Origin of the sequence: Candidatus Regiella endosymbiont of Tuberolachnus salignus (assembly GCF_964020115.1) — a bacterium.
GTDB classification, from domain to species: domain Bacteria; phylum Pseudomonadota; class Gammaproteobacteria; order Enterobacterales; family Enterobacteriaceae; genus Regiella; species Regiella insecticola.
In genome coordinates, this window is the sequence record NZ_OZ026542.1 from 903093 (window position 1) to 917682 (window position 14590).

The 14590-nt window shown below is 40.4% G+C and carries 13 protein-coding genes; 9 read left to right on the forward strand and 4 right to left on the reverse strand.

Features of this window, described 5'->3' with window-relative positions; genetic code table 11:
• Positions 1–32 precede the first annotated feature (32 nt).
• From fliS to AACL30_RS04640, 3 genes are all read right to left on the reverse strand, one after another.
• Positions 33–416: a flagellar export chaperone FliS gene (gene fliS / locus AACL30_RS04630; RefSeq protein ID WP_339057869.1), complete on the reverse strand. Its 384-nt coding sequence runs from the start codon at positions 414–416 to the stop codon at positions 33–35.
• A 21-nt stretch (positions 417–437) separates the two neighbouring features.
• Positions 438–1685 (reverse strand): flagellar filament capping protein FliD, encoded by a 1248-nt coding sequence (gene fliD / locus AACL30_RS04635; protein ID WP_339057870.1) that lies wholly within the window; start codon positions 1683–1685, stop codon positions 438–440.
• Positions 1686–1899: 214 nt separating this feature from the next.
• Positions 1900–2742, reverse strand: coding sequence for a hypothetical protein (locus AACL30_RS04640; RefSeq protein ID WP_339057871.1), 843 nt, complete (start codon positions 2740–2742; stop codon positions 1900–1902).
• Between the two features lie 781 nt (positions 2743–3523).
• Here AACL30_RS04640 and AACL30_RS04645 point away from each other — a divergent pair.
• Both AACL30_RS04645 and AACL30_RS04650 read left to right on the forward strand, forming a co-directional pair.
• The gene (locus AACL30_RS04645) at positions 3524–4651 is read left to right on the forward strand and encodes a transcriptional regulator (RefSeq protein ID WP_339057872.1); all 1128 of its coding nucleotides are present in this window, start codon (positions 3524–3526) and stop codon (positions 4649–4651) included.
• Positions 4626–5075: a hypothetical protein gene (locus tag AACL30_RS04650; protein WP_339057873.1), complete on the forward strand. Its 450-nt coding sequence runs from the start codon at positions 4626–4628 to the stop codon at positions 5073–5075. Before AACL30_RS04645 ends, AACL30_RS04650 begins: the two co-directional genes overlap by 26 nt.
• A 232-nt stretch (positions 5076–5307) precedes the next feature.
• Here the strand turns inward: AACL30_RS04650 and AACL30_RS04655 are convergent, their stop codons facing one another.
• The gene (locus AACL30_RS04655; protein ID WP_339057874.1) at positions 5308–5655 is read right to left on the reverse strand and encodes a YegP family protein; all 348 of its coding nucleotides are present in this window, start codon (positions 5653–5655) and stop codon (positions 5308–5310) included.
• A 342-nt stretch (positions 5656–5997) separates the two neighbouring features.
• Here AACL30_RS04655 and mrdA point away from each other — a divergent pair, with 342 nt between their 5' ends.
• From mrdA to lepA, 7 genes are all read left to right on the forward strand, one after another.
• Complete coding sequence (gene mrdA / locus AACL30_RS04660; protein WP_339057875.1) at positions 5998–7908, forward strand: peptidoglycan DD-transpeptidase MrdA; 1911 nt, start codon at positions 5998–6000, stop codon at positions 7906–7908.
• Positions 7898–9010, forward strand: a complete 1113-nt coding sequence (gene mrdB / locus AACL30_RS04665; RefSeq protein WP_339057876.1) for a peptidoglycan glycosyltransferase MrdB — start codon at positions 7898–7900, stop codon at positions 9008–9010. Before mrdA ends, mrdB begins: the two co-directional genes overlap by 11 nt.
• Before the next feature lie 69 nt (positions 9011–9079).
• A complete protein-coding gene (dacA, locus tag AACL30_RS04670; RefSeq protein WP_339057877.1) occupies positions 9080–10300 on the forward strand; it encodes a D-alanyl-D-alanine carboxypeptidase DacA in 1221 nt (406 codons plus the stop codon).
• A 20-nt stretch (positions 10301–10320) separates the two neighbouring features.
• Positions 10321–10584: a DUF493 family protein YbeD gene (gene ybeD, locus AACL30_RS04675; protein ID WP_339057878.1), complete on the forward strand. Its 264-nt coding sequence runs from the start codon at positions 10321–10323 to the stop codon at positions 10582–10584.
• A gap of 108 nt (positions 10585–10692) precedes the next feature.
• Complete coding sequence (gene lipB / locus AACL30_RS04680) at positions 10693–11346, forward strand: lipoyl(octanoyl) transferase LipB (protein ID WP_006704470.1); 654 nt, start codon at positions 10693–10695, stop codon at positions 11344–11346.
• A 12-nt stretch (positions 11347–11358) separates the two neighbouring features.
• The gene (gene lipA / locus AACL30_RS04685; RefSeq protein ID WP_339057879.1) at positions 11359–12324 is read left to right on the forward strand and encodes a lipoyl synthase; all 966 of its coding nucleotides are present in this window, start codon (positions 11359–11361) and stop codon (positions 12322–12324) included.
• 389 nt (positions 12325–12713) lie between these two features.
• Positions 12714–14513, forward strand: a complete 1800-nt coding sequence (gene lepA, locus AACL30_RS04690) for a translation elongation factor 4 (RefSeq protein WP_006704473.1) — start codon at positions 12714–12716, stop codon at positions 14511–14513.
• Positions 14514–14590: the final 77 nt, after the last annotated feature.

Consider the following 14590-nt stretch of genomic DNA (forward strand, 5'->3'; position numbering starts at 1 on the left):
CGTTGCATAAATTTCCATTCATTCCTTATTCCTTATTTTTTTCCTAATGTTTGCCAACCGTTATAAAGATTAGTGATGATGCCTTCGACCTCTATAATTAACTCGATGGATAACTGATTACTGGCGTCATACAGCCGATACACGCAATAGTCATACAAACGTGCTAAATTCGCCGCAACGGAGCCACCGTTGTCAAAATCGAGCACCGCCGTCAACACATTGATAATATCAATGCATTTATTGACGCTTGTCGCCTTGTGTTCATAACGCTTAGCTTTGATATGGCTTTTGGTTCGTATCAGTTCATCCATCAGCGCTGAAAACAACATCAACACCAGTTGATGCGAGGTCGCAACACAAGCTTGAGCAGCGATATCATCCTGCTGATACAAACGATAATCTTGGTTCTGATACATACACCGGGTTCCGTTTTTCTATTAGTGCCTTGATGGGAAATAAGCTTTGATTAGGTTTTCGCTATTTCGCGTATTGATCTCAATTTTCTTTAATCTTGCCTCTGACTTTGCTTCAAATTGCTCCAACGCTTTTTTGTGTTCTTCTTCCTTAGCGGTAAGAGCCTTATCTTTATTTGCTAAGCGCCTAAAATTCGATTGAAGAAGACCCTCACCACCTTTAATGTTTTTGGGAGGATCAAAATAAACCGATAACTTATTTATCATACGGTTAACCAGTCCGTTTTCGCCGTTAAATATTGTCGTCAAAGCGTTAGGATTTTGTTTTAATAAAGTGACTAAATTTTTGTCAACTGTCAGCTTTCCACTTCTTTCTATTTGTACTACTCGCGTCTTCAGTTCTCTTATTTCATCTAAACACGAACGCTTTAACTTCATAATATGTTCATCACCGACAGCATCGAGGGCGTTGTATGCCTGAACAAATTTTTCTACTTGTTGTGTCGTTGCTGATGTATCGAGAGAGAGAGAGAAAGAGACGGGACTAGAGCCAGTAAGTTTTTTCAGCTCAATGGAAAAGCCGGACACAATATCATCAAATTGATTGCTTGGATTGCTCGTTTCTTGGCCATCAATGCTAACCCGCGCATCTCGCGCTTGGCGCTCCTCTCCGCCAGTCAATAGGCTAGAACTAACGCTCATTGTGTTGGCGATACCGCTTTCACTGCTTGCTAAGCTAAATGTTTTTTTGCCATCGAGGCGATAAATTAAAGCAACAATTCCTTTATTATCGGGATGCGTATTGATAGCTTGTTGCAAACCTTCTAACGTCTTGTTCTGTAGTGCAGATAAATCGATTTCAAATGACTTACTGTTGATGGCCAATGTTAATAAACCACTCGCCTTAGCAATCTGATCATCATCAAGGGATTTATAAATAATTTTATGCTCACTGGCTAACGCGATCACCTCCACTGTATGCGAACTTCTGATCGCTTTACTATCGTGGCTGATCCTGACATATTCATCTTGAGGATCACTGCTGCTGAGAGAATTTTGTACCATGGCAGCATCATTCAATGCGTTAAGATCATCACGAAAAGTTTCTAATTTTTCTTTTAATCCCTGCCATCTCTTTTCTTCAACCTGAAAATTTTTTCGCTCTTTTTCCAACCTAGCGGATTGAAAGTGAAACTGCTTGGCAGCCATTTCTTTAGCTTGGTTTTTAAACTTAGGATCATTGATGTTAAATCCACTAATGTTATTATCCATTATTCCTCTCACTATGTTGAAATGATCCATATCTTATTAAAAGCAATAAATATGCCAAAAATAAGTCATTGATTTCAAATCAGATAAATATCATTGCGGAAGCATTTTTTCTCTTTTTTGTTTCTAGCGGAAAGCGGCAGTAAATTGAGTATAAAAACACCGCCCTAAAGCGGTGTTTTTAATTATCGAAAATCTAAACTAAAGTTTGAGGGCTTTAATTCAATACGCTACGTATCAATGATTCCCGTGCTTCTTGCTTTTTATTCAACATCTTCAAAGACAAATTGTTGTTTCGCATCGCATTATGAAAATTTTCCATATCTTCAGCTAGATTGATAGCCGTTAGGTTACCTTGGGAATCAGTGTTGCTTTTTAATGTATTGTTTACACTATTGGTTATGTGCCCCAAAAGATTAATATTGACAGATAACTCTGCACGTATATTACCTAACTGTTGCCGTGCTTTACTTAATATATCAATGGCTTTGGCGGGAACATCAGCAGCAGCTAGATCTAAGCTTTTAAGAGCATCAGAATCCCCCGCCTTAATAAGGTCACGTAATGCCTTTACGGCTTCTTTTAAGTTCAGTTTTAACTGATCGTCTTTGCCGGTACCCGTTTGGAATTTCAGCCCTGCCTCACGGCTCAACAGGCCGTCTTCACTCAGGATTTTTTCGTTTCTGTAGTTACTCTTTTCAAATATAGACTCCAATTGCTCAGCCAATTTGTTAAATTCTTTGGTTTGTGCCGCTTTCTCTTCAGCGGAAAAGGTATCATTAGCCGCCTGCAAAGCCAGATCATCCATTTTCACAATGATCGCGCCTACTTCTTCTAACTCACCCTTCATTGTTTGCAACATAGAGGTTGCGTCAGAAAGGTTACGCAAAGCAACACGTGTCCCACTAGCAGCCGCTTTCATACCGTTAAGAATTTGTTCTTCAGATGGACTTAAATTACGTGAATTACGGGCAATTCTATCCGAAGCCATATCCATTTCTTTGTTACTGTCTCTAATCGCTGCATGGGCATTAGTCGAAGTTACTGAGCTTACTGGCATGATTAATATCTCCTTAATGAAGGGGCTACCTATTAGCTCCTTGTTGGTACCTGATATAAGCGACATTTGCATCGGAGAAATTAAATCAATTTAATTAAGATAATCGGCGATTAAAATAATAAAATCAGGGATAAAAGGAATGAAGAATCGACATTTTTTGGCTAATTTTAAATAAAAAACCGACTTATTTAAGCTTGTTGTAAAATTATTAATATCGAACCAGAAAAAACATATTTTTTACATAATTAATTATATTTATTAACAATTCTTAAATTTAATTGAAATCTTTATCATAGCAGTGTGAAAATTAAATATTTATCAATTAAATTCAAGAATATATAAAAACAATTCAATTTTGTCCTGACGCAAAATCAAAAGAAATTAGTCTATTAATCATCAAACTATTGATTATTTTTTCTTTGTAGAGTAAAAATATTAAATTGATTAAATAACTTAAATTTTATTTAAAATGTCTATCTCTTGTTTCAACAATGTTGAAAAACACAAAATTAAAAAAAAGACAATCAAAAATATTCATTGTCTTATATTAAAACTATTATCTGAAGGTAAATCGGATACCAAGTGGAATATTTTTCGCTATTTAGGTAAATATAAGGATTGACATGACACTTTTTGCTTATATAGCCTTCGCCTTTCAAGTTACGGCGGCGTTGGCAACGATCTCTCACCCTATCATGTACTACTTATACACTTCGGGGATTCAATTGATTACCGCCTTGCCGTCACTCGAAATTCATTGGGTATATGTTGAATCATTGCCATGAAAAAACGTTTATATTCTGTTAATAATTGGCGGATTGATCTTTATTCCGGTTGCATGACTCATCAATATTCTGGTGAGACAAGACGCCTTGGTGAGTATCAACTAAAATTGCTCGATATCTTGTTACAGCATGCAGGCGAGATCCTTTCTCGTGATCAACTGACCCATTTAGTGTGGGAAAAACGTGTGATTGGTAACAATAGCCTGCCCAATGCAATTCATACCTTGAGGAGCGCACTGAATGATAATAAAAAACAACAGCGTATTATTCAAACCATCCCTAAAAAAGGTTATTTATTCGATGCTTCTTATTGTATCGCTATCGAACAAGAGGATCCCTCATCGGCAAATGAAAACATTCATCCGAAAAATATACCCTTCGCCTTTGAAGTTGCCGCTAGGCGGCCAGGGCGACCGACCGATGAGCGTAGACAACTACGTGATTCGGCGAGCACCCGCAGCCAACAACGTGGCGGCTTCAAAGGCGAAGGGTATAACCTCACTGATGACAATAATCATGATGCAGATAAAGATCAAAATAAACAATATCAAGATAATAACAGCGCTTTTCAGCCAGCTGAAAAAGATCGCTTTCAGCTGACAGTAACCCATAGCCCAAACTTTAACACGAAAAAATCGATTCTGGTTTCTTGGTGGTTGTTGGCAAAAAAAATATTTTTATTAGCGAGAGTCAAAATAATTTTCACTCTTTTATTAACGATTGCGGTCAGTGGCTGCATTCTGTTTGTTATCAATCCTCATAGCCATTCATCACCCCATTTCTTTGCCGAAGAACAAAAACAGAATCTTTATAGCCATATCCGTTTATTTCAAATAAAGGATATGACGCAGCGCATAAAAAATGAAGACGATCTTCATGATAGATTAAAAGATACGCTGTTTTTACTTAATAAAAACAGTAAAGCAAAAAAAATGCGCTTGAGTATTTATTATCATCTATCACTACGTAAACTCGATTACACCTTCGTCATTGAGAATGATTGTAAAAAACAACAGCTCAATATGAGCATCTATCATTGGCGTCTTGACAATAAAAATCTAAATCATCTCATTTACCGTGAAACAGAGAGAAAAATGAATGAAATGCTTCCCTGTGATAACTAATTTTATCCTGTTAATGATAATCCAATGGCTAGCCCCGTCTTCCGTTTTTAGTGCTAGCGAGTTAACGACAAATAAAAAAATAAATCACCTACAAATTGGTTTTTACGATTTACTGTCGAAAAAAAAAGAAATTTATGATGCCAAAATAGTTATCAGCCAAAATACACTGATCAGTACTATTATTGATCCAAATGATAATCGCTTTATTTTTAGAGGGAAGTTCGTGCAAAAATCCTTACCAGGACAACAACTTCAATACCATTACACGCCTATTTTTTACCATAATCCCACTTCCGGTCTCATGGTCGATGGATTAATAGATGATTTTACACAGCATAATACGCCCCTTGTTACCCCAATATGGCTAAACGGACAATTATTAATGTTTGGACAAGGGGGGATATTTGTTGATGAGAACGGATGATTTTTATTAGACCTCTTTTCAAACCTACTGCGTGACGCTAATTCTGCATTGCTCGGTGCTCGTAATCCTCATGTACTGCATGGCAACGAAGCGCCCCCGCCGGGCACCTTGACTTAGCATAACGAACTACGGTTTGGAAAGAGGTCTATTCAAAAAAGTAGACTCCTGGCAAAACCTACTGAAGATTTAACTTCGTACCACGCAGTAGGTTTTGCCAGAAGTCTACTAAAAATTACAGTTCCTTATCGCTAAGATCGCGCACATCCGTTGTCTTGCCATTACGGCTAACAGAAGCAATCCCCTTTTGGGCTGCTGCATCAGAACTGTAAAATTCGCTCTTACCAATGACTTGATGATTTTTAGCTTTCAATAAGAAATAAGGTTCATTTCTAACATTAAGCTTCACTTCATATTGCTTTTCATCGGGGGAATTCGTTTGTACCGAAGCGATACCATTTTCTGCCGAGGCTTTACTAACATACATCTCACTCGTCAAGATAATCTCGTGGTTGCCTGCTTTTAAATTAAAATAATATTGCCCGTTTTTCGCTTTTTTAATTTCATAGTAACCGTTAACCATGATATTTTCCTTTTTTGTTGGCTGGAAATCTCTAACCAGTTTAGTCTAGGTTAACAATTTTGCTGTTATTTAGAGCAATATTTGTTCTTCTGAAAGGAAATTTTACCTTAACCTGTTATTTTTTGGGGTAACGTGGTGATCCCTCTTTTTTTGCGATATATTTTATCCAATGTGCTGTAAAACCCAACCTTTCAAGGCAGGCTCCCCTCAACAATTTCAGTCGGAGAACCTGTCAACGCACAATCAGTATCAAGAGCCATCAACATCAATAAGAGCAGCCACCCTTACCCATCGGGGATAATTGGAAGATCAACCTGAATAAAATGAAATAGCATTAGCCGAATGAAAAAAAAATGTACCCCTTTTCGTGACTACTCAGCAGAGTCTGACCTTTTCGTTCGCCGTGCTTTAATTGCCGTTTTTGGTGTTCTAGTGTTAAGCGCGGTTTTAATCGCGAATTTATACCATCTGCAAATTACTCGTTTTGAAATTTATCAAACACGTTCTAATGAAAATCGCATCAAACTGGTTCCCATTGCGCCAAGTCGTGGCATTATTTATGCCCGTAATGGCGAGCCATTAGCGTTAAATCGTACTATTTATCAGCTGGAATTGATGCCAGAAAAAGTAGAAAATTTGCCCGCAACACTGGAAGCATTACGGCCAATCGTTGAATTGACCGACGAAGATATCGCTAACTTTGAAAAAGAACGCAAACGTTCACGCCGTTTTACTTCAATTGTACTAAAAACCCCTCTTACCGAAGTACAGGTTGCGCGTTTTGCCATCAATCAATTTAATTTCCCCGGTATAGAAGTCAACGGTTATCAACGGCGTTATTATCCCTATGGGGCTAGCTTGACTCATGTCATCGGCTACGTTGCCAAAATCAACGATAAAGAAGTGGAACGCCTCAATAAAGAAGGCGTACTAGCGAATTACGCCGCAACGCATGATATAGGTAAATTGGGAATAGAACGTTATTATGAATCCATTTTACACGGCAAAACAGGTTATGAAGAAGTGGAGGTTAATAATAGAGGCCGAGTGATAAGGCAATTAAAGGAGCAGCCTCCGCAAGCGGGAAAAGATATTTACTTAACATTGGATCTAAAATTACAAATCCACATCGAAAAATTAATTAGTGGCAGCCGTGCTGCCGTGGTGGTGACTGATCCACGATCCGGCGGTATATTAGCTTTGGTGTCTAATCCAAGCTATGACGCAAATTTATTTGTCAATGGCATTTCGACGAAAAATTATCAAACATTACTCAATGATCCTAACCGCCCTCTCATCAACCGTGCTACTCAAGGCGTTTATCCGCCCGCCTCAACGGTCAAACCTTATATCGCAGTTTCAGCACTGAGTGCCGGAGTGATCAACAAAAATACCAGCCTGTTTGATCCTGGCTGGTGGCAATTGCCTGGCTCAGAAAAACGCTTTCGTGACTGGAAAAAATGGGGTCATGGTCGTGTCAATATTGTGAAAGCCATAGAAGAGTCATCCGATACTTTTTTTTATCAGATAGCGTACGACATGGGTATTAATCGATTATCGGAATGGATGACAAAATTTGGTTATGGTGAGTACACTGGCATCGATTTATCCGAAGAAGCTTCCGGTGTAATGCCAACCCGTGAATGGAAGCAAAAACGTCATAAAAAACCTTGGTATCTAGGAGATACTATCCCCGTCGGCATAGGTCAAGGTTATTGGAGCGCAACCCCCATTCAAATGGCAAAGGTATTAATGACACTAGTCAACAACGGGGTTGTCAAAAGCCCTCATCTATTAGCAAACACAAAAATAGAGGGCGTATTGATACCTTACCAACAGAAAGAACTGGTTCAGATGAGCGATATTGATTCTCAGTATTGGGAAATAGCAAAAGAAGGGATGTATGGTGTTGCTAATCGTCCTAATGGTACCGTTCACAAAAGTTTTGCTGACGCCCCTTATAAAGCGGCGGTTAAATCAGGTACTGCACAGGTTTATAGTTATGAAACCTACAATGCAAGTAAAATTGCCGAACGTTTGCGCGATCATAAATTAATGACGGCCTTTGCCCCTTTTAATAATCCAAGGGCAGCCGTTACTATTGTGTTAGAAAACGGGGGCTCGGGTGCCAGTATAGGGAGTATTACACGCCAGATCCTCGACTATGCGCTGCGCAATGACAACGAAAAAACATTACCGAATGCAGAGCTTCAGCTCTCGAACACAGAAAGGCCATTACGCGATGACGGATAATCACCAAAAACAGGCGCTATTGTCTAAAATTCATATCGATATGCCGTTACTTATCTGTATTTTGCTTTTATTAGCTTATAGCGCCTTTATTATGTGGAGTGCCAGTGGGCAGGATGTCGGCATGATGGAGCGTAAGATCACACAGATAGTGTTCGGTTTGTTTACGCTGTTGCTGATGGCGCAAATCCCGCCACGAACCTACGAGAGCTGGGCTCCTTATCTTTACCTTATTTGTATTGTTTTACTGGTGCTGGTTGGTGTATTTGGCCAAATCAGCAAAGGAGCAAGGCGCTGGCTTGATCTCGGTTTTATCCGTTTTCAACCCTCCGAAATTGCTAAAATTGCAGTACCTTTGATGGTGGCACGTTTTATGAATCGTGATCTTTGCCCGCCATCGTTTAAAAATACCCTGATCGCCCTCATTCTTATTTTTACCCCCACTTTACTGGTAGCAACACAACCCGATTTGGGCACCGCGATCCTTATTGCACTCTCTGGCTTATTTGTGCTGTTCCTCGCAGGAATGAGTTGGCGTTTAATTAGCGTTGCTGTTTTATTGGTCGCTGCCTTTATTCCTATTCTTTGGTTTTTTTTGATGCATGATTATCAACATGATCGCGTCATGATGCTGCTTGATCCGGAAAAAGATCCTTTGGGGGCAGGGTATCACATTATCCAATCAAAAATTGCCATTGGCTCCGGGGGATTATTCGGTAAAGGTTGGTTACATGGTACTCAGTCACAGTTAGAATTTTTACCTGAACGCCATACTGACTTTATTTTTGCTGTCTTGGCGGAAGAATTAGGATTATTCGGCGTATTAGTTTTATTAGTACTTTATTTATCTATCATTATGCGAGGCTTGATCATCGCCGCTCGTGCACAAACCACTTTTGGCCGTGTGATGATCGGAGCCTTGATGCTGATTTTGTTTGTTTATGTTTTTGTTAATATTGGTATGGTAAGTGGGATCTTGCCCGTTGTGGGCGTACCTTTGCCGTTAATTAGTTACGGAGGCTCAGCCCTCATTGTCTTAATGGCCGGATTTGGCATTATTATGTCAATACATTCCCATCGAAAAATGTTATCCAAAAATTTATAAAATCGAGACATCCACTTTTGTTATAGTGGCGGCACTATTGACTTGTTTTTACTGATAGCGGGACAGCTGATGAAACATATTTTTAATTCATTTTTAATCAATAGCATCGTGTTTTTCAGTGCGATGGTGATAGGTACCACTTCTTTCGCGGACACCTCTTTTACAAAAAATACCAGTTTAAATAATCCTCTCCCTAACGTACCTAAAATAAACGCTGAAGCTTATATTCTGATGGATTATCATTCAGGCCAAGTTTTAGCAGAAGACAATGCAGATGCCCGACGTGACCCCGCCAGTCTCACTAAAATAATGACAAGTTATATTATTGGGCAAGCTGTTAAATCAGGAAAAATCAGTCATAGTGATCGGGTTACCATCGGTACCGATGCATGGGCAACCGGTAATCCTCAATTCAAAGGCTCTTCCTTGATGTTCCTCAAACCAGGTGATAGCGTTTCTGTTGCTGATCTGAGTCGAGGCATTAATCTACAATCCGGTAATGACGCCTGTGTTGCTATGGCCAATTATGTTGCAGGTGATCAAGATCACTTTGTTAGCCTAATGAATAATTATGCAGCGACCCTCGGACTACAAAATACACATTTTAAAACCGTACATGGATTAGATGCACAAGGGCAGTACAGTTCAGCGCGTGATATGGCATTGATTAGCCAAGCATTGATTCGCGATGTACCTGAAGAATACGCTATCTATAAAGAAAAAGAATTTACCTTCGATAAAATTCGGCAACGAAACCGTAACGGTTTACTTTGGGATAAAGATTTGCAGGTTGATGGGATCAAGACCGGCCATACTAAATCAGCAGGTTATAATCTCGTTACCTCGGCAACCCAAGGATCCATGCGTTTGATCTCGGTAGTATTGGGTGCTAGTTCAAGTAAAAAACGTGAAATCGAAAGCAAAAAATTGCTGACATGGGGTTTTCGTTTTTTTGAAACCGTGGAGCCTTTGAAAGCCAGTAAAGAATTTGCCTCAGAGCCTGCTTGGTTCGGCGACAGTGATCGCGTTCAATTAAGTGCAGAAAGAGATGTCTACTTAACTATTCCACGCGGTAGAATCGCTGATTTGAAAGCCAGTTATGTTCTCAATAGCACGGAGCTCCACGCCCCTCTGGTAAAAAATCAAGTGGTAGGTACCATTAATTTTCAACTTGATGGTAAAACCATCGATCAGCGTCCTTTAGTCGTCATGAGTGAAGTAAAAGAAGGTGGTATCTTCAGCCGTGCTCTCGACCATATCATTCTGCTATTTCATCGCTGGTTCGGTTAAAAAAGGAATAAAAATAAATAATGAAAACAAAATTAAATGAACTGCTTAAATTTCCTTGTTTTTTTACCTACAAAGTAATGGGGATCGCTGATCCAAAATTACCTGATCAGGTGGTTGAAGTAGTGCAACGCTACGCGCCAGGAGATTACGCACCGAAAGTGACAACCAGTAGCAAAAACCGCTATCATTCGATCTCTATTACCATTAAAGCGGTGAATATTAAACAAATAGAAACCTTATATAGAGAATTGGCAGATCTGCCGTTGGTTCGTGTGGTCTTGTAGCCAAATCATTTTAACTTGATTTAAGTGTTGTCGGCGCTTACCGTACTATAACTCTTCGCCTTGAATAAAATTAAAATGATTCGGCTATACAAATATAAATGAAATGCTATGTCAACATGTTCGCCTCCAGAGCACATTATTTTGCGACAACTCGAGTTAAAACCCTACCATCTGGTATGGCAGGCGATGCACGATCTGACAGAACAGCGCAAGCCAACAACGCTAGACGAAATCTGGCTGGTACAACATCACGCTATTTTTACCCAAGGGAAAGCGGGTAAAGCTGAACATCTCCTGGCACCGGGTGACATTCCGGTTTTTCAAAGTGATAGGGGAGGACAAATTACGTATCATGGCCCTGGTCAGCAGGTGATGTATTTGATGATAGATCTCAACCGGTTAAAGATCAGCCCACGTCAATTAATCACAGCAATGGAAAAAACAGTAATACAAACATTAGCTTGTTTCGGTATTCTTTCTTACGCTGATGCTAAAGCGCCTGGTATTTATGTTCAGCAACAAAAAATTTGCTCTTTAGGCTTACGAATACATAAAGGTTGCTCGCTACATGGATTAGCACTGAATGTCGCCATGGATCTCACCCCTTTTTCGTCTATCAATCCTTGCGGTTATGCGAATATGAAAATGACGCAAGTCAGTGCATTGGTGAGTAGCCCTATTACGCTTGAAGAGATACAACCGATTTTGGTCAAAAAATTTATCCAACAGCTTGGTTACCGCAACCTCCTCCAACTCCAATAGAAATTTTATAATATGAACAAACCGATCCACATCGAGCCAGGAATAAAATACCGTGATGCCGATAAAACAGCATTAATTCCGGTTAAAACGGTGATGAGCGAGCCTGAGCCATTATTAGCTAAGCCTGACTGGCTGAAAATAAAACTGCCGGTTGATTCCCATCGTATTCAAGCCATCAAAGCCGCCATGCGTAAAAATGGTCTGCATTCGGTATGTGAAGAGGCATCTTGTCCTAATCTCTCTGAATGTTTTAATCATGGTACCGCGACTTTTATGATATTGGGCGCCATCTGCACTCGCCGTTGCCCCTTTTGTGATGTTGCGCATGGGCGTCCCCTGCCACCCGATAGCAATGAACCCAAAAAATTGGCGCAAACCATTAAAGATATGGGATTACGTTATGTGGTGATCACCTCGGTAGATCGTGATGATTTACGTGATGGCGGCGCGCAACATTTTGCTGATTGTATTTCAGCGATCCGCGCAGAAAATCCAGACATTAAAATTGAAACATTAGTACCCGATTTTCGTGGACGTATGGATCGGGCGTTGGATATTTTAGTTAAAACCCCCCCTGATGTATTTAACCACAATCTGGAAAATGTGCCCCGAATTTACCGGCAAGTACGTCCAGGCGCAACCTATGAAAAGTCTCTAAAACTATTGAAAGCTTTTAAAGCGGCACACCCCAGTATCCCAACCAAATCAGGCCTCATGGTGGGGTTAGGTGAAACTAAAGCAGAGATTATTGAGGTTATGCAAGATTTACGTCGCCATGATGTCACTATGTTAACCTTAGGACAATATTTACAACCAAGTAGGCACCATTTGCCCGTGCAGCGTTATGTGAGTCCAAGTGAATTTGATGAAATGAAAGAACAAGCTACGGCGATGGGATTTACTCATGCGGCTTGTGGTCCTCTTGTTCGTTCTTCTTATCATGCCGATTTGCAGGCTAAAGGGATAGATGTGAAATAACGTCACTCTCGAAAGAAGTCTACTATTTTCAGCCCCTGCTAAAGAAGATTTCAAACACACAGTAGGTTATGCAAGCAGTCTAGTGTAATATGCAAACGAATTTGAATTGATATACCCCTCGCCTTTGAAGCCACCACGTTATTGGCTGCGAGCCCTCGCCCGAATCACGTAGTATGTCTACACTCATCGGGTCTCACGCTCTGGCCGCCTAGCGGCAGCTTCAAAGGCGAAGGGCATATAGCCGAATCAGTTTAATTTGATTCAAGGCGGAGGAGTACAGACAGTACAAATAGTACGGCAAGCGACGACAACACAGAATTAAATTAAACTGGTTTGGCTATAGTGTATAAAAAACAGCAATCCCCTCTCCTAAGAGCAAGAATTTATCAATGAAGTTAATACGAAATTTCTCCATTATTGCCCATATTGATCACGGTAAGTCAACGCTATCTGATCGTCTTATTCAGATCTGCGGCGGGTTAACCGAACGTGAAATGGCGGCACAAGTGCTCGATTCTATGGAATTAGAACGCGAGCGTGGCATCACGATTAAAGCACAAAGTGTTACGCTAAATTACCAAGCTCAGGATGGTCAGACCTATCAGCTTAATTTTATTGATACCCCAGGGCATGTTGATTTCTCTTATGAAGTCTCCCGCTCATTGGCCGCTTGCGAAGGCGCATTATTGGTCGTTGACGCAGGTCAAGGGGTGGAAGCGCAAACATTAGCTAATTGTTACACCGCGATGGAAATGGATCTGGAAGTGGTGCCGGTGCTGAATAAAATTGATCTGCCGGCGGCTGATGCTGATCGTGTCGCGCAAGAGATTGAAGATATCGTGGGTATTAGTGCTATTGATGCGGTTCGTTGTTCAGCCAAAACAGGGGTTGGTGTAGCCGATGTACTGGAACGTTTGGTACGTGATATTCCCCCACCAACAGGAAATATTGAAGGGTCATTACAAGCTCTGATTATAGATTCGTGGTTTGATAATTATTTAGGCGTAGTTGCTTTAATTCGCATTAAAAATGGCACCCTGCATAAAGGCGATAAAATTCAAGTCATGAGCACAGGGCAGAGTTATCATGCTGATCGTTTAGGGATCTTTACACCAAAACGGCTTGATCGCGATCAATTAAATTGCGGCGAAGTCGGCTGGGTAGTCTGTGCCATCAAAGACATTTTGGGCGCGCCGGTAGGTGATACCCTGACGTTAAGCCATAAACCGGCTGAAACCCCTTTACCTGGCTTTAAAAAAGTGAAACCACAGGTTTATGCAGGTTTATTTCCCATCAGCTCTGAAGATTATGAAGTTTTCCGTGATGCACTTGGCAAACTCAGCCTGAATGATGCTTCGTTATTTTATGAGCCTGAAAGTTCTACTGCGCTAGGGTTTGGTTTTCGATGTGGTTTCCTTGGATTACTACATATGGAAATCATTCAAGAACGTCTGGAACGTGAATACAATCTTGAATTGATTACTACAGCCCCCACCGTAGTATATGAAATACAAACCACCAGCAACGAGATCCTATACGTTGATAGCCCATCAAAACTGCCCCCATTAAATAATATTCAAGCGTTACTGGAGCCCATTGCCGAATGCCATATGTTATTACCACAGGAGTATTTAGGTAACGTCATCAAACTCTGTATCGAAAAACGTGGGGTGCAAAAAAACATGGTTTATCACGGCAACCAAGTTGCCTTGACTTATGATATTCCCATGGCTGAAGTGGTGCTTGATTTTTTTGATCGTCTGAAATCAACCTCCAGGGGTTATGCTTCGTTAGATTATAATTTTATTAGATTTCAAGTGGCGGATATGGTGCGGGTTGATGTGCTGATTAATAGCGAGCGTGTCGATGCGTTGGCGTTGATCACCCATCGTGACAACGCCCAATATCGGGGTCGTGATTTAGTAGAAAAAATGAAAGAATTTATCCCACGTCAGCAATTTGATATCGCCATTCAGGCCGCTATCGGTAATCACATTATTGCCCGCTCTACGGTAAAACAATTGCGTAAAAATGTATTGGCAAAATGTTACGGCGGTGATGTCAGTCGTAAGAAAAAATTATTACAAAAACAAAAAGAAGGCAAAAAGAGGATGAAACAAGTTGGCAATGTCGAACTCCCACAAGAAGCCTTTCTGGCTATTTTACACGTTGGTAAAAATAGTAAGTAATAGCTCTCTTTCAAAACCGCAACAGCAACTTTCGTTGCCATAAGTACATGAAGATTGCGCGCACCGGGCAACGCAGG